The following is an 18,386-nucleotide window of genomic DNA, read 5'->3' as shown; positions in this document are numbered from 1 at the left end:
TAGTCCGCCACGGTTCGCGCGAGTGCCATCCGTTTGTTCATCAAGCATAGATCCAGATCAATGAACCCTTGGGGAAAGCCGCTTACTCTCGGCGGCTTTTGTGACCGACTCTGCCATGACTCTCCTGCCTCCAGAACTGCTCGCCCCCGCCGGCACCCTGAAAAACATGCGATATGCCTTCGCCTACGGCGCCGACGCGGTGTACGCCGGTCAGCCGCGCTACAGCCTGCGGGTGCGCAACAACGAATTCGATCACGCCAATCTGGCCCTCGGCATTCACGAGGCCCAGGCTCAAGGCAAGCGCTTCTATGTGGTGGTGAACATCGCCCCGCACAACGCCAAGCTAAAAACCTTCCTCAAAGACCTGGCGCCGGTAATTGCCATGGCGCCGGACGCGCTGATCATGTCCGATCCAGGCCTGATCATGCTGGTGCGCCGGCATTATCCGCAGATGCCGATTCACCTTTCGGTACAGGCCAACACGGTGAACTGGGCCAGTGTCGAGTTCTGGCAGCAACAAGGCTTGAGCCGGATCATCTTGTCGCGGGAACTGTCCCTGGAAGAAATCGCCGAAATCCGCCAGCAAGTCCCGGCGATGGAGCTGGAGGTGTTCGTCCACGGTGCCTTGTGCATGGCCTATTCCGGTCGCTGCCTGTTGTCGGGTTACATGAACAAGCGCGACGCCAATCAGGGCAGTTGCACCAATGCCTGTCGCTGGAAATATTCGGCGCAAGAGGCCACGGAAAACCAGCTCGGCGAGATCGTGCAGACCTTCCAGCCCGAACCAACCCTGGGCATCGGCGCCCCGACCGATCAGGTGTTCCTGTTGCAGGAAGCCAATCGACCCGACGAATTGATGCCGGCCTTCGAAGACGAACACGGCACTTACATCATGAACGCCAAGGACCTGCGCGCGGTGCAGCATGTCGAGCGCCTGACGCAGATGGGCGTGCACTCACTGAAAATCGAGGGCCGGACCAAATCCCATTTTTATTGCGCACGCACCACTCAGGTTTACCGCCGGGCGATCGACGACGCAGTGGCCGGTCGCGAATTCGACCGCAGTCTGATGACGGATCTGGAATCCCTCGCCCAGCGCGGCTACACCGAGGGTTTTCTGCGGCGGCATGTGCATGACGAATACCAGAACTACCAGCACGGCAGTTCGGTGTCGGAAAGGCAGCAGTTTGTCGGCGAGTTGACCGGCGAGCGGCGTGACCGGATGGCGGAAATCAAAGTGAAGAATCGATTTGGTCTGGGCGACCACCTGGAACTGATGACGCCCAAGGGCAACTTCCAATTCGACTTGCAGCAACTGCAAAACGTCAAAGGCGAGCCGATCGAGGTGGCGCCGGGGGATGGGCACACCGTGTACCTGCCGATTCCGGATGCGGTGGATTTGCAGTTTGGGTTATTGATGCGCGATGTCAGCGTGAGCTGAATATCCTCAAGCGACACAAAACCTTGTGGGAGCGAGCCTGCTCGCGAAGACGGACTTTCAGCCAACATCATTGTTGAATGTTAAACCGCTTTCGCGAGCAGGCTCGCTCCCACAGGTAAGCCGTTACGCAAACTCTTCACGCAACATCCCCACAAACGCTTCCCGCGCCGGGTGAACCCCGGCGTTTTCATGCCAGTAAAACAGGTTGTCGATGGCGGTCAATTCGGGGAATTCATAGCCCTCGCAACCGGCGCCTTTGGCGTACTGATCAAACACGCCTTTTGGCACCAGCGCGACACCCGCCCCGGCACTGACGCAGCCGACAATCGCCCCGTAACTGGCCAGGCTGACAATCGGCAACGCCTGCCCCTGCCGCAGCAACCAATGCTCCAGCGCCGCCCGGTAGGGACAGCCCTGAGGCCACATGAACACGGTCTTGTCCTGCAAATCCGCGATGTCACGCACCGGCCCCAGAGACGTCGAGGCAATCAGCAGCAGCTCCTCGCGGTACATCGGCGTGCGCTTGAGGTGCGAGCGCTCGACATCCACTGCGACGATCGCGCCGTCGAGCCGGTGATTGAGCGTGTCGTCGAGCAACTGGCCCCAGGTGCCGGTGGTCAGTTCCAGCGCGACGCCGGGGTAACGTTTGTGGAATTTCGCCAGCAAACGCGGCAATCGACCGGTCGCCGACGACTCGATGGCACCAATGCGCAACGGCCCGGACGGCTCGGCCGAAGGGTCCACCGCACGCTTGGCTTCCGCCGTCAGGGCGAGAATTTTCGAGGCATAAGCCAGAAAGGTCTGCCCCGCCGGGCTGATTCGCAGCCCTCGGCCCTCGCGCAGAAACAGCGCAACCCCCAGCTCCGCTTCCAGGGACTTGATCCGTGCCGTGATGTTCGACGGCACGCAATGCAACAACTCGGCCGCCCGGGCGATGCTGCCGACCTCAGCGACGGTCTTGAACATGCGTATCTGTGCCAGCTCCATACATCACCCAAAGTGAATAGTTGACACACTATAAGTCAGTTGTGGAGAACAGTCAGGCTTCTGATACTGGGTGCATCCGCCTACAGGTGCCCGATCATGAAGCCACTCACGCCCTCCCCCGGTTCTCCCGTCAAACTCATCCTGGCCATGGCATTTGTGGTCGGCTGTTGGGGTTACTCACCGACCGGCATTCACATTGGTTTGCAGACCTATGAGCCTGGTCATCTGGCCTTGCTGCGGTTTCTATTAGCGTCGGCATTCATGGCGGTGGTCGCGGTGCTCCGGGGCATAAGCCTGCCGAACAGGCGTGACCTGCCGCTGCTGTTCGCGCTCGGTTTCTTTGCCGTGAGCCTGCACCATGTCGCGCTGAACTTCGGCCAGCAAAGTGTCAGCGCCGGCGCCTCCAGTGTGTTGGCGCAATCAACGCCGTTGTTCAGCACGTTGCTGGCGCGTTTCGTGTTCAAGGACCGGGTGAGCGCGTGGCGGTGGGGCTGCGTTCTTCTGGGGTTGATCGGCGTGGTGATTGTGGTGGCCGGTGATCACGGACTGGGGAGCATCGACGCCCATGGTTTGTTGATCCTGCTAGCGGCGGTGTCATGGAGTTTCTACTTTGCCTTGCAGAAGCATCACTCGCGGCGCTACGACGGGCTGACATTGGTGTGTTACACGGTTTGGTTTGGGACGCTACTGCTGTTGGTTTATCTCCCGGGGCTGGTCAGCCAGGTTATCAGTGCTCCGATTGAAGCGCAGATCGCAGTCATCGGGCTGGGTATTTTTCCAAGTGCCCTCGCGTACCTCGCCTGGGCCTATGTGCTGACTCATATGGATTTGAGCCGTGCCACGATGACGCTGTATCTGATTCCACCGACCGCCATGGCGATTGCCTCTTTTGCACTGGGCGAGCGGCCGACGTTGATGATCGTTGGGGGAGCACTGGTGGTGCTGGTCAGCGTGTTGGCCTTGAATCTGGAACGCAGGCCGGTGGTTCAGGTGGCTAGCGTCTGATGATTGATCTGTGTTGAGGCGCAGAACCTGTGGGAGCGAGCTTGCTCGCGATGGCGGTCTTACATTCAACACATACGTTGTCTGCCAGTTCGCTATCGCGAGCAAGCTCGCTCCCACAAGGATAGCGGTGTTCAAATCCTTAACTGATTGGCATTAGGCGCAATGGCCGGGTTTCTCTTTATCGCCTGTCATCGGACAGCGGTGTTGGCTCATCTGCCGGAGGCACGTCCTCGGCCGCATCAGGATCCATCCAGTCTTCAGGTCGATCAGTGTCGGCCTCGGCCGGGTCCCGCGAAGGGTCCATGCCGGGTGGCGCGTCGTGATCCATGGTCGGCTCGTCGGTTCCGGGCATGGGTCGGGTTGGGTCGGTATTGGGCGTTCCACCCTGGAACATCGAATCGTTAGCCATGACGCACCTCACTGATGAGGTCCAGCAAATCTGGGCCGTACTCGTTGGAAGCAGGGCCGCGGATGAGGTGCTATCGAGTAGACAAACGGTGGTCAGCGATCGGCCGAAAACCGGTCGCGACTGTTGGTCAGGTGCAGCCACATGGCCGCCCGCGCCGCATCCGGATCCTGGCGTTTGATGGCATTGAGAATCGCCTCGTGCTCAAGGTTGGCCAGTTGCCCAAGCTTGCTCAAATCCACCGCGCCGCGCTCGGCGGCATTGACGCGGGTGCGCGGGATCATGGCGCTGCCCAGGTGCTGCATGATTTCGGTGAAGCACACGTTGCCGGTGGCTTCGGCGATCAGCAGGTGGAAGCGCTTGTCGGCTTCGACGCAGCTGTCGTTGTTGGCCAGCAGGCTTTGATAGTCGTCCAGCGCTTCACGCATCTGCGCCAATTGATGATCCGTGCGACGGGTTGCAGCCAGCGCGGCGGCCTGGGTTTCCAGGCCCATGCGCAACTCCAGAATGCTGCGCACCCCCAGCGCGGTATCGACGTTCAACCGCAGTCCCTGCTCCGGTGCTCGCTCGATAACAAAGGTGCCAATGCCATGCCGGGTTTCCACGAGACCTGACGCCTGCAATTTCGAGATCGCCTCGCGCACGACCGTGCGACTGACCCCGTGCTCCTGAACAATCGTGTTCTCGGACGGCAGCTTGTCACCGGGCTGCATCTGGCCGAGCAAGATGCTCTGGGTCAGTTTGGCGACCAGGTCATGGGCCAGGTTGTGGGTGCGCTTGCGGGCAGGCGCGTCGAGGTCTTCTTGCATGGCGATCATCCGGAAACAGGGCTACCGGAATCGTAGCACTGCGCTCGACAGAAATCTCAGGAAAACGCCGATCAACTTGTATGACAACACTCAACAATCTGGGCATCAAAGGCCACCACGAAGGCTTCTCGCAACCGCAAAAAGAATAAAAAACCGCCTATAGAGCGCAATTTTGCTGGACGACGATGCTTGCAGGACAAAAACATGTAGTTGTATGATGTCTATCAACATCGCAACACCTAGCCACACCCCGCATAAAAATAATCAGTGGGAGATAACGCAGTGAATACATCCATATCCGGGATGAACGATGGCGCCGATTCGGTCCTGAAATCCGCCATCTCGAAAGTGAAACGCCATGTACTGCCGCTGTTCGTGATCATGTTCATCGTCAACTACATCGACCGCGTGAACATCGGCTTCGTCCGCGCCCACATGGAACATGACCTGGGCATCGGCGCTGCCGCCTACGGCCTTGGCGCCGGTCTGTTCTTTATCGGTTACGCGCTGTTCGAAGTCCCTTCCAACATCCTCCTGCAAAAAGTCGGCGCGCGAATCTGGCTGACCCGCATCATGCTGACCTGGGGCCTGGTCGCCGCTTGCATGGCCTTCATCCAGAACGAAACCCACTTCTACATCCTGCGATTCCTGCTGGGCGTGGCCGAAGCCGGGTTCTTTCCCGGGGTGATTTATTACTTCACTCGTTGGTTGCCTGGCGTTGAACGCGGCAAGGCGATTGCCATCTTCCTCAGCGGTTCGGCGATTGCTTCGCTGATCTCCGGCCCGTTGTCCGGGTTGCTCCTGCAAATCAGCGGTTTCGGGATGCACGGCTGGCAATGGATGTACTTCATTGAAGGGATGTTCTCGGTCGGGCTGTGCGTGTTCGTCTGGTTCTGGCTGGACTCCAAACCCCACGACGCCAAATGGCTGAGCCGCGCCGAACAAGACGCGCTGGTCAAGGCCATCGACGATGAGCAGTTGGCCCGCGAAGCCGCGACACCGATCAAACCGTCGTTGGGCAAACTGCTCAAGGATCGCCAGATCATCCTGTTCTGCCTGATCTACTTTTTCATCCAGTTGACCATCTACGCCGCGACCTTCTGGCTGCCGAGCATCATCAAAAAGATGGGCGACCTGAGCGATATTCAAGTCGGGCTGTTCAACTCGATTCCGTGGTTGCTGTCGATCGTCGGCATGTACGCCTTCGCTTCGCTGTCGGCCAAATGGAAGCATCAACAAGCCTGGGTGGCCGCGGCCCTGCTGATCGCGGCGGCCGGGATGTTCATGTCCACCACCGGTGGGCCGATCTTCGCTTTCGTTGCGATCTGCTTTGCTGCGTTGGGTTTCAAATCGGCGTCGTCGCTGTTCTGGCCGATTCCTCAGGCCTACCTGGACGCGCGGATCGCGGCAGGCGTAATCGCGCTGATCAACTCGGTGGGCAACCTCGGTGGCTTCGTCGCGCCGACGACGTTCGGCCTGTTGGAAGAACGCACCGGCTCGATTCAGGGCGGGCTGTACGGCCTGGCCGCGACCTCGATCATTGCCGCGATCATCGTCTTCGCCGCACGCAACAAACCGAAAACCGCACCTGCCGTTGCACTGGCCAAACCAGCGTCCAACCACGCCTGAACATCTGTTTTGAAGGACATAACAATGAACACACAAGAAACCGCCAAAGCCCCGATCATCACCAGCATGCAGGTTGTTCCGGTGGCCGGCCACGATGGCATGTTGCTCAATCTGAGTGGCGCTCACGGGCCGTTTTTCACCCGCAACATCGTGATCCTCAAGGACAACGCCGGTCACACCGGCGTCGGTGAAGTGCCGGGCGGCGAGCGCATTCGTCAGACCCTCGAAGACGCTCGCTCATTAGTGGTGGGCAGTCCGATCGGCACGTATCAGAAGATCCTCAATCAAGTGCGCCAGACCTTCGCTGATCGCGATGCCGGCGGTCGCGGGTTACAGACGTTCGATTTGCGCATCACCATCCACGCCGTCACCGGCCTCGAAGCCGCCCTGCTCGATCTGCTCGGTCAGCACCTGGACGTGCCGGTCGCGGCCTTGCTCGGCGAAGGCCAGCAGCGCGATGAAGTGAAGATGCTGGGTTATCTGTTTTATGTCGGTGATCGCAACGAAACCGACCTGGCCTACCGCAGCGAACCGGACGCCGACAACGACTGGTTCCGCGTACGTCACGAAAAAGCCATGACCGCCGACGCGGTGGTCCGCCTGGCCGAAGCCGCCCACGCCCGCTACGGTTTCAAGGACTTCAAACTCAAGGGCGGCGTGCTCAGTGGCGATGAAGAAATCGAAGCCGTCACCGCCCTGGCCGAACGCTTCCCCGACGCGCGCATTACCCTTGATCCGAATGGCGCGTGGTCACTCAAGGAAGCCATTCGCCTGTGCCGGGATCAGCATCACGTCCTGGCTTACGCCGAAGACCCGTGCGGCGCGGAAAACGGTTATTCCGGACGTGAAGTCATGGCTGAATTCCGTCGCGCCACGGGTTTGAAAACCGCCACCAACATGATCGCCACCGACTGGCGGGAAATGGGCCACGCGATCCAGTTGCAATCAGTGGACATTCCGCTGGCTGACCCGCACTTCTGGACGATGCAGGGCTCGGTCCGCGTGGCGCAGATGTGCCATGAATGGGGCCTGACCTGGGGTTCGCATTCCAATAACCACTTTGATATTTCCCTGGCGATGTTCACCCACGTCGCGGCCGCCGCGCCGGGTGAAATCACCGCCATCGACACCCACTGGATCTGGCAGGACGGCCAGCGCCTGACCAAAGCGCCGCTGCAAATCTTCGGCGGCTGCGTGCAGGTGCCGAAGAAACCAGGGCTGGGCGTCGAACTGGACATGGATCAACTGGCCAAGGCCCATGAGCTGTACAAAGGCATGGGATTGGGTGCGCGGGATGACAGCGTGGCGATGCAGTTTCTGATTCCGGGATGGAAGTTCGATAACAAGCGGCCGTGTCTGGTGCGCTGATTCAGCGGTCGCGCCTGGCCTGTAAACAATCAGCCCGGCCCGCCTATAGGCGGCCGGGTTTAAAAACCGCTCGGAACGTTGCGTTTAACACCCTAAAATGGCGCGCAATCGAATCAATGACGGACCAACCAACATGGATAGGCTGAAAACTCTCGCCGTTTGCGTGGCGCTGCTCGCCACCGGCCAATGCGTCGCACAGGATCAAATCGAGACGGTGGTGAATGCCGCCGTACGACCGGTCATGCAAGCCCAGGCCGTTCCTGGAATCGCCGTGGCCGTGACCGTCAACGGAAAGCCGTATTACTTTAACTACGGCGTGGCTTCGAAAGAGAGCGCACAACCCGTTACTGAAAACACCCTGTTCGAGATCGGTTCGGTGAGCAAAACCTTCACCGCGACCCTCGCCGCCTACGTTCAGGCCACCGGTAAACTGTCCCTGTCGGACAAGGCCAGCAGCGTGCTGCCGGAACTGCGTGGCAGCGCGTTCGACACCATCAGCGTGCTGCAACTGGGCACCTACAGCGCCGGCGGCCTGCCGCTGCAATTCCCCGACGATGCCGATGCACCGGACAAGATGCTCGGCTATTTCCAGCAGTGGAAACCGACCTATGCCGCCGGCACCCATCGGCTGTATTCGAACCCGAGCCTGGGGTTGTTCGGTTATCTGGCAGCCAAAAGCATGGGCGCGCCGTTTGATGAGGTGATGGAAAAAACCCTGCTGCCGAAACTCGGGCTGAAACACACCTACCTCACAGTGCCGCAGGCTCAAATGGGGCTTTACGCTCAGGGTTACAACAAGGAAGACAAGCCTGTGCGGGTTGGGCCAGGGGCACTGGATTCGGAGGCTTATGGCATCAAAACCAGCGCGGCGGACATGATTCGGTATGTTGAGGCGAATATGAAACCGACCCGCCTGGAAGATCCGATGCAGCGGGCAATCGCCACGACGCATACCGGTTACTACAAGGTGGGCGAGATGACTCAGGGGCTGGGTTGGGAGTTCTACCACTATCCGGTCAGCCTCGATAAATTGCTGGCGGGTAACTCGACGCAGATGACGATGGAGGCTCACGAAGTCCAGTGGCTGACCCCGCCGCAACCTCAACCAGAAAACGTATTGATCAACAAAACCGGTTCAACGGGCGGCTTCGGTGCTTACGTGGCGTATGTGCCGTCGAAAGACATTGGCATCGTGATCCTGGCCAACAAAAACTACCCGAACCCTGAGCGGATCAAGATTGCTCATACGATATTGAGTGCACTGGCCAAGTAGCCGAGAAACGCGATTTCTCGTAGCAGGCAAAAAAATGGGCGACCCCTTTGAGGTCGCCCATTGTCGTTACTGCGTCAGCTCAATGCCGAGTCGGCGGCTGAGCGTCAGATGCATCGCTTCTCGGATCAAGATTTTCCCGTGCCTGATTCACCAACAACTCGGTGACCGCCGCCAATTGCTGAATCGACAGCAGTACTTTGCGGTTCGAGCCTTCCAGTTTCCCGGCAAAATTCGCAATCAGGACATTCAGGGAGGCAAGGTTTTCGCAGGCCTGATTTAGCAGGGTTAGTGTGTCGACACCAGGAGCAACAGTGAAAATCTGCTGGGTCGTGGCGGTACGCCTGGGGCTTTGGGTGACTGCGCCTTTTGCGGTTTCACACAGCTTCGCGGGATCGGGATGATCGGCATCGGTTGGGGTTTGCGGTTGATGCTTGCTGAACTTTTTCACAGACGAGGCTCCTTTATGTGCCATTGGTTTTTTTCGTCCCTGGATCCCTCAGTGTCGCGGACTCCCACGTCCGACCGCGATTTCGCGGTGGGCTGACGAAGGCTAGCGGTGCGTTCTGACAGAAACCAGTTCATAAAAACCGACAGGACTTGCAGGAAACTTCCGAGACCAATAGAAGCCGATACATCTCCCCCCGGAACACCCGGTTTTTTGTAGTCGCTGCCGAGCCTGCGAGGCTGCGTTCGGCTGCGAAGCACTCAGATGGGACTACAAATGGCGCACACCAGCGGCGGGCGCTATACGGCCAGCAATGGTTTGAATGTCGAGCAGGATGCGATGAACTCGGTTCAAAGCCGTGTCGGCGGGATGTTCGGGCGCCATCTGGCGCTGGGCAACGGCATCGCCGTGAAACCCTATGCCAAGGCGACGTGGATCACCGAACATGCCGGCGACAGCCACGTGAAGGTCAACGGGGTAAAACTGGACAGCCGCCTGCCGGGTTCACGGGGCGAGATCGGGGGTGGGGTGATGGTCAATGCGGCAGACAGGCATCACTTCTTCGTCGAAGCGGGCTACACCAAAGGCAGCGATATCGAGCAACCTTGGGCAGTGACTGCGGGATATCGCTACAACTGGTAAACATATCCTTGTAGCAGCTGGCGCAGCCTGCGTTCGGTTCGGGCCGCGTTCGGACGCAGCAGTCGTAAATTCAGCCACTGCGGTTCATCAGGCTCACCGTGCATTCTGGGTGGACGACTGCTGCGCAGCCGGACGCAGGCTGCGCCAGCTGCTACAAAAGTCTGCGTTTAATCATCCGGCATTTCAGGAGGTTTGGCAGGCTTCGCCGGTTTGCCCGGTTTTGCGCCTTTGGCACCCTTGGCGGCAGGTTCCGCTACAACGGGCGTCGCGACCGTCGGTGCTGCGGCTTCTTTTTCGGTCGCTGGCAGGGCGTCGATGGTGTCGAAAATTTTCTTCAAATCGACCGATCTTGATTCATCCCCCGAACTCTCGAACTTCTTCTCGCCGTCCTTGCCCACCAGGATGACTTTGGGCAACGCTCCCGCACCGAGTTTCAGCGAGCGAATCAGTGCCATCGTGTCCTGTTGGCCGAGATCCTTGCCGTCGAGCTGACCGAACATGTTCAGCACGGTGTACACCCTGATATTGCGTTGGGCGACACCCTCCTTGTTGGCCGGATCGCCCAGCGACTTTTTCAGGCCCACCCAAACCGGGTCAACGGTGCTGGGAGCAATAACAATCAGTGGCCGGGCCCTGCCCTTGTCTATATCCAGCGGTGAGCCGTCATCGGCAGCGAACAAGGGGCCGGCGAAAGCCAGCAGGGTAGTCAGGGTCAATGACCTGATGAGCATGCGCATCTCCTTTTGATATCCACGCTCTAATGATTGCGCATCGCGGCGTTCGTTCCGGGTGACGCACCGCAATTGTGTCTCGCCTTGCCCCAAGCTTAGGTCAGGGCGGTCATTGCGCAACAGGCTGAGCTAATCTCACAGCTCAACAACCAAGCCCTGATCCGCCGTGAGGACCTGTGCATGAGCGCTCAGTTGAACCACACCATCGTCTGGTGTCGCGACAAGCAGACATCAGCCAACTATCTGGCAGACATCCTCGGCCTGCCGAGCCCCGAACCTTTCGGCCCGATGCTGATCGTCAAGTTCGACAACGGTGTGTCGCTGGACTTCTACGACAATGACCCTCCGATTGCCTCCCAGCACTACGCGTTTTTGATCGGTGACGACGATTTCGATGCGGCCTTCGCCCGCTTGCAAGCACGACAGCAACCCTGGTGGGCCGACCCCGGTAAACAACGACCAAACGAGATCAACGATTACGGCGGTGGCCGGCGAGTTTACTTCGATGACCCGGACGGGCATCTGCTGGAGATTCTGACCCAGGCCTAAGCCGCGCCCGCCAGCACCTCGCAGTGCTCGAGCCAACCTTGTGGCGGTGCGCAGCCCACTGAGAATCAGCAGCAGGCTTTTGGGTTTGTTTCTGGGAGGGGCGGAATCAAAACGCCAGTTTGTACCCGATCAGCACCAGCATCGTGGCCAGGCAAGGTCGCAGCACTTCATCGGAGATGCGGCCAGTCAGGTGGCTGCCCAGGTAAATCCCCGGCAGCGAACCTATCAGCAAATAACCCAGCACGTGCCAATCCATGTTGCCCATGCTCGCATGGCCGAGGCCGGCCACCAGGGTCAGCGGTACGGCGTGCGCGATTTCCGTGCCCACCAGGCGGCGAGTAGGCAGCAGCGGATAGAGAATGAACAACGCGACGGTGCCCAGGGCGCCAGCGCCGATGGAGGTCAGGGCAACCATGGTGCCGAGGACCAGGCCAGTGATCACGGTCAGCGCATTCAAGCGGTTGCCGCTGGGGTTGTAATGACCGCCCGCACGTTTGTGGGCGAAATCGAGCAGGCGTTTCTTGAAGAAAATCGCCAGCGCCGTGGCAAACAGGACAAAGCCCAAAGCCTGTTTGATGACCGCGTTCATCGCCTCGGGCGACGTTTGCAAGGTACTCAGGAACCACAACGTCAGCGCCACCGCCGGCACACTGCCGAGGGTCAACCAACCGGTAATGGCCCAGTCGATGTTCTTGTTCTTTCTATGAACCAGCACGCCACTAGACTTGGTAATCGCCGCGTACAGCAAATCCGTCCCCACTGCGGTGGCCGGATTGACACCGAACCACAACAGAATAGGGGTCATCAACGAACCGCCACCGACCCCAGTCATCCCGACAATAAAGCCGACCACCAGACCTGCCACGACTAAACCGAAATTACCGAATTCCATTAACACGCCCACAAAAAACGCATGAAAAATCTGGCCCGCAGCATAGCGATTTTTCTTATAACCACTTATATCGATGCGATCTATCTTTATGCACTTCTTCGCTCATTGCACCGGCAAGAAATTCAAAAACAGCAAACTCTGCGCGTAATTCAAGCCGATCCGTCGGTAGCGCTCGTCCAGCATCTGCGTCAGCAGATCCAGCCGCGCGACGATCTTGCCGAACTCCACGGCGAAACTCAGGTTGCTGCCCTCCTCCGAAATTTCGTTGGAGAACAGCAATGGCTCGCCGTTTTTGTTTTGCCGCTGGCTGAGTATCCAGGTGGCTTTCTCGATGTTGCGGGCAGCGTTGCTGACGAACGTCGGATTGATCGCATCCGTCATATAGAACTCGAGCCGATTGCCGTGGGCGGTGACGAGCATGCTGCCGATGGCATAGATGAAGGCACCGACGCGGTCGCCGAGAAACTCCGGGCTCATGGCATAACTCAGCGCTGCCAGGTCTTTTTTGCCACCCAGGGTCGGCAGCGGCTGTTGCTGTTCAATAGCCATGCGCACTTGCTTGCCAGCGGTGCGGGCGTCGAGGAAGCCGGATTTTTTCAGCTCGTCCGGGTTGCGCAGGTAAAGCTTGCTCATCAGCAGGTAGAGGCTGTCGAGGTTGTCGCGCATCGCCAGGGTCGCCATGCGGTCGACGCTGGTCTGGAGGAATTCCTGGGGTTGGCCTTCGCGGAACTGGCTAACGATGTCGCTGCCCTGCTGCTGGCTGCACCCGGAGGCGGCGAGCATCGACAAGCAGGCCAACAGCAGGCAATGGCGGCGGATTGGTGGGGGGGTGCGGGGTAAAACTCGAGCCATGGGTTCTTGAACTTGGGCATGGGCCGGCGGTGGGGATCGCCGCAGGCTGGCCAAAGATAGAGCCCTGATTCCTGAAAAAGTGCAGTGCCGACGGTCCGTAAGCGTTGGCAACCCGGGACACCTCCTTTCTGGTGCTCGACGGAACCACCGGGCTATTCTGCTGCCCACTGGAGTATCGATCGAAATTCAGAAAGGAGGTTTGAATGCGGACCCTCGAACTGGCCGGCGTCAATGTACCGGTCATCGGCCAAGGCACCTGGCGCATGGGAGAAGACCGTTCCCGGCACACCCAGGAAGTGGCGGCATTGCGCCTTGGCATCGAATTGGGCATGACCCTCATCGACACCGCTGAAATGTACGGCGAGGGCGGCGCTGAGGAAGTGGTCGGTGAAGCCATCGCCGGCAGACGTGACGAAGTGTTTCTGGTCAGCAAGGTTTACCCGCACAACGCCAGCCGCAAAGGCATCCCCCAGGCGTGCGAACGCAGCCTGCGGAGGCTGGATACCGATTACATCGATCTCTACCTACTGCATTGGCGCGGCCAGTATCCCCTCGAAGAAACGGTCGAAGCCTTCGAACGCCTGCGCGAAGAAGGCAAGATCGGTCGCTGGGGCGTCTCCAATTTTGATGTCGACGACCTGAAGGAACTGGCCTCACCAGCCTGTGCCACCAATCAGGTGCTCTACAACCTGGAAGAACGCGGCATCGAGTTTGATCTGCTGCCCTGGAGCCGACAGCATCAAATGCCGGTCATGGCCTACTGTCCGATCGGTCAGGGTGGGCCTATGCTGAACCATATAACGCTCAAACAAATAGCCGCCCGTCACAGTGTGACACCGGCCCAGGTAGCGCTGGCATGGATGCTGCGTAAGGAAGGTGTGATCGCCATCCCCAAAGCGGTCCGACCCGAGCACGTGCAACTCAACGCGCAAGCCGCGCAATTGCAACTGGAGGCTGGGGATCTGGAGGCGCTGGACCAGGCGTTTCGCGCGCCACAACGCAAACAGCGGTTGGCCATGGTCTGAGCCATCGCAGTCTGTCAGAGGGCTTCGGCATGAGAAGCACTGATCAGGACGATTCCTTTAATCTGCAACGCTTTATCCAGGCACAGGACCCGGTGTTCAAACGGGTCCAGGCCGAGCTGATCGCCGGCCACAAGCGCAGTCACTGGATGTGGTTCATCTTTCCGCAATTCGCAGGATTGGGCGGCAGCGAGATGTCCCGCCACTTTGCCATTCGTTCCAAAGAGGAAGCTGCGGCGTACCTCAATCATCCACTGCTGGGCTCACGGTTGCGCACCTGCACGCAAATGGTGCTGAACATCGAAAAAAGCTCGATTGCCGGCATATTCGGCCATCCCGACGATCTCAAGTTTCACTCTTCCATGACGCTGTTCGCCCAGGTTGCCGGCGCTAACAGCGACTTTCATCGAGCACTTGACCAGTATTTCCACGGCATCCTGGATGACTGGACGTTGTTGCTGCTCGACTCAAAACAGGCCCAACTGCCCACCAATCAAGGTTGAAAAGTCGTCGTCCACGAAGGGCAGAATGGCGTCCGCCACCGGTTGCAGTTGCCGGGTGACGTAGTGGTCGTAGTCGATGGGCGCGCTGCGGATTTCCAGCGGTTCGGGCCCGGCGACGGTGATCACGTAACTGATCCAGCCACCGTTCTGGTATTGCCGCGGACGGCCCTGCTGGTCGTTGTAATCATCGGCAATCCGCGCGGCCCGCACGTGGGGCGGCACGTTGCGCTGATAGTCATCGAGGGTGCGGCGCAGGCGCTTGCGGTAGATCAGGCGATCATCGAACTCCCCCGCCAACGTCTTGCGCACGTAGTCGCGCACATAATCCTGATAGGGTTTGCGATTGAAGATGCGCAGGTACAGTTCCTGCTGAAATTGCCGGGCCAGCGGCGACCAGTCGGTGCGCACGGTTTCCAGGCCTTTGTAGACCATTTCGTCGGTGCCATCGGCGCGGGTCACAAGCCCCGCATAGCGCTTCTTGCTGCCCTCCTCGGCGCCGCGAATGGTCGGCATCAGAAAGCGCTTGTAGTGGGTTTCGAACTGCAACTCCAGCGCACTTTCCAGACCGTATTGCTGCTGCACATGCTCGCGCCACCACTGGTTGACGTGATCCACCAGCGCGCGGCCAATCTGCGCGGCTTCTTGTTGACCATGGGCACGGCGCAGCCAGACGAAGGTCGAGTCGGTGTCGCCGTAAATCACCGTGTGGCCCTGGGCTTCGATCAGCTGTCGCGTACGCAGCATGATCTCGTGACCGCGCAGCGTGATGGACGACGCCAGGCGTGTGTCGAAGAAGCGGCAACCGCTGGAACCGAGCACGCCATAAAAGGCGTTCATGATGATTTTCAGGGCCTGGGACAGCGGCGCATTGTGTTCGCGCTTGGCGGTTTCGCGACCTTCGGCGACTCGGGCGACGATGGCGGGCAGGCAATGCCGGGTTCTGGAAAAACGCGCACCGCGAAAGCCTGGCACCGACTCGCTGTCATCGGGATGTTTAAGCCCCTCGATCAAGCCCACCGGGTCGATCAGGAAGGTCCGGATGATCGATGGATAGAGGCTTTTGTAGTCGAGTACCAGCACCGATTCGTACAGCCCCGGTTGCGAATCCATGACAAAACCGCCGGGGCTGGCCTGCGCAGGCTTGTTCCCAAGGTTCGGCGCAACGAAACCCTGGCGGTGCATCAGCGGCATGTAAAGGTGCGTGAACGCCGCCACCGAGCCGCCGCTGCGATCCGCCGGCAAACCGGTGACGCTGGCCCGTTCCAGCAGAAAGGTCAGCAGCTCGGTCTTGGCGAAAATCCGCGTCACCAGCTCGCAGTCCTTGAGGTTGTACTTGGCCAGGGCCGGTTTGTCCTCGGCGAACATGCGGTTGATTTCGTCCATGCGCTGGTACGGATTGTCGATCGACTTGCCCTCGCCAAGCAGGGTTTGTGCGACGTTTTCCAGGCTGAACGAGGGGAAACTCCAGGTCGCCGAGCGCAGGGATTCAATGCCGTCGATGATCAGGCGGCCCGCGGCCGAGGCGAAGTAATGGTTGCGGCTACCGTGTTCGCGCCACTGCATTTCCTCGCCGCCACGCCCCAGTTTCAGCGGCACCGCCAGGCGCCGGGCGTGTTCGTGGAGCACGCGCAGGTCGAATTGCACGACGTTCCAGCCGATGATCGCGTCGGGGTCATGGCGTGCGAACCACTCGTTGAGCTTTTTCAGCAGCAGGGTTCGGGAATCGCAGTATTCGAGCTGGAAATCCACCTCGCTGTCGTCGCCATTGGGCGGGCCGAGCATGTAGACCTGGCGCTCGCCGCAGCCTTCCAGGGCGATGGAATACAGCTCGCCCTGAGCGGTGGTTTCGATGTCCAGGGACACCAGCCTGAGGCTCGGGCGATAGTCGGGATCGGGTTTCATCTGCGCATCGAGCAGCAGGCCTTCGGCGTTCGGTGTGCCACTGAACCAGACCGGCGCGGTGATGAAACGCTCCATCATGTAGCGTTCCGGCGGGCGCACGTCGGCTTCGAACATGTCGACGCCGGCCTTGCGCAGCGCGGTTTCCAGGCGTATCAACTGGCCGTGCTGCTGGCAATACAGGCCAAGCACCGGACGGTGCTCGAAATCCAGCAACGCCAACGGCCGCAGCTCGACGTTCTTTTCGCCGCGCAGCAGCGCTTCAGCCTGCTCGCGCTGGGCTGCGGGGATGAACGCCACCGACGGTTGATGAGGCAGGCGGATCCGCTGGGGACCGGTGTCGGTCGCCAGCCAGAACTCGACTTCCGTACCGGCCGGGGTATCGCGCCAATGCCGGGTCAGGACGAAGCCCCGCTGTAAATCCACCACTGCAACCTCAAGATTTGATTCAAGGCGCAATTCTACGCGTCATCGATGAGGCACAGCGCAGATTGATCTGACGACTCGTAACCTGTGGGAGCGAGCTTGCTCGCGAAAGCGGTGGATCAGTCGACACATGCATTGACTGACACACCGCTTTCGCGAGCAAGCTCGCTCCCACAAGGTTCGATGGTGAATCTGCGAGGTTTTCCGAAGAAAAACCGCTGAATGGCGTTTTTTGCGCGTTATCTGCCGTTTTCTGCCTTGCCCTCAGCGCCCGTGTCTACGATTCTTCAAGGACAACGACAACACCTGAGAAACTGCCATGAAAACCGTCGCCCAACTGCTGAAGTTAAAGGCTGAACAGAATCATGAAGTCCACACCATTGCACCGCATCAAATGGTGCTGGAAGCGCTGATGGTCATGGCCGCCAAAAACGTCGGCGCCTTGCCGGTCCTGAAGAATGGCGAGGTCGTGGGCATCATCAGCGAGCGTGACTATGCGCGCAAACTCGTGCTCAAGGGCCGCTCCTCCGTCGGTACACCGGTCGAAGACATCATGGTGTCGCCGGTGATCACCGTGGACACCCATCAAACCGTCGAAACCTGCATGGGCATCATGTCCGACAAACGCCTGCGCCACTTGCCGGTGGTGGAAAACGGCCAGTTAATCGGCTTGCTGTCGATTGGCGACCTGGTCAAGGAGGCCATCGCCGAACAGGCTGAATTGATTCGCCAGTTGGAGCAGTACATCCGCGGCGAATAGATCAGTCCGGCCAATGCCGCGCAAAGACCGGTGCCAATGTCGGGTGCCGGTCGATGCGCGTAAGCCACGCGAAAAACCCGGGCCTTGCACTGCGTAAATTTTCCCGACTGCCCGCCCATCTGGAAACCACCGCCGCCAGCACATCCAGGGCTCCCGGCGTCTCGTCGCCCAGATACAAATCGCCCGAAAACTGATCGGCAAACACCTCCCAACTCCTGTGCAGTCGCGCGCGGGCGCCGGCCATGAGGTTTTGCCTGGACGATTCATCCGCCTCGGCCAACCAGCGCTCGGGGTAGTCGATGATGCCAATGGCCGAATAGCAATTGCTGACGATGTACACCAGTCCGCGAATGGCCTGATCCCGCGCGGCGGTGTTTTTCGGCAACAGGTTTGATTTGGGGAACGTGAGCCCCAGGTGAATTAGAATCGCCGCGCTCTCGGTGAGAACGCTGCCATCGGGCAATTGCAGGGTCGGGATCTGCTTGAGCGGATTGAGTTTTTCCAGCGCGTGGGTCGCCTCGGGAGAGGATTCAACGTCGATGAAGCGGTAAGGGATTTCGCAAAGTTCCAGTGCCGCTTCTATCGCGGCAGCGCCGGAGTTCTGGTGTCCGTATAGCTGGTACATATCGCGCGCTCCTGGCGAAACGAAAATAGAGTCAGCAGACGATTGGGCACGAGGCACGTTCCCTGCCATTGGGCCGGGCGATGCAGGTAAGATACGCCTCCCGGGCCGCACTCATGACTACC

Annotated in this window: 19 protein-coding genes; 10 read left to right on the top strand and 9 right to left on the bottom strand. The window is 59.5% G+C overall.

Going from position 1 to position 18,386, the window contains the following annotated elements:
* The first annotated feature begins 115 nt into the window (after nt 1–115).
* Nucleotides 116–1,441, top strand: a complete 1,326-nt coding sequence (gene trhP, locus ACA059_RS09340; RefSeq protein WP_497633542.1) for a prephenate-dependent tRNA uridine(34) hydroxylase TrhP — start codon at nt 116–118, stop codon at nt 1,439–1,441.
* 123 nt (nt 1,442–1,564) lie between these two features.
* Here the strand turns inward: trhP and ACA059_RS09335 are convergent, their stop codons facing one another.
* On the bottom strand, nt 1,565–2,428 hold the full coding sequence (locus ACA059_RS09335) for a LysR substrate-binding domain-containing protein (RefSeq protein WP_497633541.1): 864 nt from the start codon (nt 2,426–2,428) through the stop codon (nt 1,565–1,567).
* Nucleotides 2,429–2,524: 96 nt separating this feature from the next.
* On the opposite strand from ACA059_RS09335, the gene ACA059_RS09330 reads away from it, so the two are divergent.
* Nucleotides 2,525–3,433: a DMT family transporter gene (locus tag ACA059_RS09330; protein ID WP_497633540.1), complete on the top strand. Its 909-nt coding sequence runs from the start codon at nt 2,525–2,527 to the stop codon at nt 3,431–3,433.
* Between the two features lie 178 nt (nt 3,434–3,611).
* Here ACA059_RS09330 and ACA059_RS09325 read toward each other — a convergent pair whose 3' ends face one another.
* Nucleotides 3,612–3,842 carry a hypothetical protein gene (locus ACA059_RS09325; protein ID WP_497633539.1) on the bottom strand — a complete coding sequence of 77 codons (231 nt, stop codon included), beginning with the start codon at nt 3,840–3,842 and terminating at the stop codon, nt 3,612–3,614.
* A gap of 92 nt (nt 3,843–3,934) precedes the next feature.
* Complete coding sequence (locus ACA059_RS09320) at nt 3,935–4,648, bottom strand: FadR/GntR family transcriptional regulator (protein WP_497633538.1); 714 nt, start codon at nt 4,646–4,648, stop codon at nt 3,935–3,937.
* A 282-nt stretch (nt 4,649–4,930) separates the two neighbouring features.
* Between ACA059_RS09320 and ACA059_RS09315 the strand changes: the two genes are divergently transcribed.
* The 3 genes from ACA059_RS09315 to ampC all read left to right on the top strand — a co-directional run bounded on the left by ACA059_RS09315 (nt 4,931) and on the right by ampC (nt 8,918).
* Nucleotides 4,931–6,277: an MFS transporter gene (locus tag ACA059_RS09315; RefSeq protein ID WP_497633537.1), complete on the top strand. Its 1,347-nt coding sequence runs from the start codon at nt 4,931–4,933 to the stop codon at nt 6,275–6,277.
* Nucleotides 6,278–6,301: 24 nt separating this feature from the next.
* Nucleotides 6,302–7,645, top strand: a complete 1,344-nt coding sequence (gene gudD, locus ACA059_RS09310; protein WP_497633536.1) for a glucarate dehydratase — start codon at nt 6,302–6,304, stop codon at nt 7,643–7,645.
* Nucleotides 7,646–7,778: 133 nt separating this feature from the next.
* The gene (ampC, locus tag ACA059_RS09305) at nt 7,779–8,918 is read left to right on the top strand and encodes a class C beta-lactamase (RefSeq protein WP_497633535.1); all 1,140 of its coding nucleotides are present in this window, start codon (nt 7,779–7,781) and stop codon (nt 8,916–8,918) included.
* A 79-nt stretch (nt 8,919–8,997) separates the two neighbouring features.
* Here the strand turns inward: ampC and ACA059_RS09300 are convergent, their stop codons facing one another.
* Complete coding sequence (locus ACA059_RS09300) at nt 8,998–9,366, bottom strand: DUF6124 family protein (RefSeq protein WP_497633534.1); 369 nt, start codon at nt 9,364–9,366, stop codon at nt 8,998–9,000.
* A 261-nt stretch (nt 9,367–9,627) separates the two neighbouring features.
* On the opposite strand from ACA059_RS09300, the gene ACA059_RS09295 reads away from it, so the two are divergent.
* Entirely contained in the window at nt 9,628–10,005 is a 378-nt protein-coding gene (locus ACA059_RS09295) for an autotransporter outer membrane beta-barrel domain-containing protein (protein WP_497633533.1), read from the top strand.
* Between the two features lie 167 nt (nt 10,006–10,172).
* On the opposite strand, the gene ACA059_RS09290 is transcribed toward ACA059_RS09295, so the two are convergent.
* On the bottom strand, nt 10,173–10,736 hold the full coding sequence (locus tag ACA059_RS09290; protein ID WP_497633532.1) for a DUF4174 domain-containing protein: 564 nt from the start codon (nt 10,734–10,736) through the stop codon (nt 10,173–10,175).
* A gap of 180 nt (nt 10,737–10,916) precedes the next feature.
* On the opposite strand from ACA059_RS09290, the gene ACA059_RS09285 reads away from it, so the two are divergent.
* Nucleotides 10,917–11,285 (top strand): VOC family protein, encoded by a 369-nt coding sequence (locus tag ACA059_RS09285; protein WP_497633531.1) that lies wholly within the window; start codon nt 10,917–10,919, stop codon nt 11,283–11,285.
* Between the two features lie 106 nt (nt 11,286–11,391).
* Here the strand turns inward: ACA059_RS09285 and ACA059_RS09280 are convergent, their stop codons facing one another.
* Nucleotides 11,392–12,177: a sulfite exporter TauE/SafE family protein gene (locus ACA059_RS09280; protein ID WP_046047606.1), complete on the bottom strand. Its 786-nt coding sequence runs from the start codon at nt 12,175–12,177 to the stop codon at nt 11,392–11,394.
* A gap of 102 nt (nt 12,178–12,279) precedes the next feature.
* Nucleotides 12,280–13,029, bottom strand: a complete 750-nt coding sequence (locus ACA059_RS09275) for a hypothetical protein (protein ID WP_497633530.1) — start codon at nt 13,027–13,029, stop codon at nt 12,280–12,282.
* Nucleotides 13,030–13,232: 203 nt separating this feature from the next.
* Here ACA059_RS09275 and ACA059_RS09270 point away from each other — a divergent pair, with 203 nt between their 5' ends.
* The gene (locus ACA059_RS09270; RefSeq protein ID WP_497633529.1) at nt 13,233–14,054 is read left to right on the top strand and encodes an aldo/keto reductase; all 822 of its coding nucleotides are present in this window, start codon (nt 13,233–13,235) and stop codon (nt 14,052–14,054) included.
* Between the two features lie 29 nt (nt 14,055–14,083).
* Nucleotides 14,084–14,554, top strand: a complete 471-nt coding sequence (locus tag ACA059_RS09265) for a DUF1810 domain-containing protein (protein ID WP_497633528.1) — start codon at nt 14,084–14,086, stop codon at nt 14,552–14,554.
* Here the strand turns inward: ACA059_RS09265 and ACA059_RS09260 are convergent.
* Nucleotides 14,519–16,879 (bottom strand): DNA polymerase II, encoded by a 2,361-nt coding sequence (locus tag ACA059_RS09260; RefSeq protein WP_497634643.1) that lies wholly within the window; start codon nt 16,877–16,879, stop codon nt 14,519–14,521. The genes ACA059_RS09265 and ACA059_RS09260 overlap by 36 nt on opposite strands.
* Nucleotides 16,880–17,198: 319 nt before the next feature.
* Here ACA059_RS09260 and ACA059_RS09255 point away from each other — a divergent pair, with 319 nt between their 5' ends.
* Nucleotides 17,199–17,639 (top strand): CBS domain-containing protein, encoded by a 441-nt coding sequence (locus ACA059_RS09255; RefSeq protein WP_123366129.1) that lies wholly within the window; start codon nt 17,199–17,201, stop codon nt 17,637–17,639.
* A gap of 1 nt (nt 17,640) precedes the next feature.
* Here ACA059_RS09255 and ACA059_RS09250 read toward each other — a convergent pair whose 3' ends face one another.
* Entirely contained in the window at nt 17,641–18,264 is a 624-nt protein-coding gene (locus tag ACA059_RS09250) for a glutathione S-transferase (protein ID WP_497633527.1), read from the bottom strand.
* Between the last annotated feature and the right edge of the window lie 122 nt (nt 18,265–18,386).

The sequence above is a fragment of the Pseudomonas sp. LBUM1647 genome (assembly GCF_059716175.1).
Note: the sequence above shows the minus strand (reverse complement) of the source record. Positions and strands in the feature narration are given on the sequence as shown.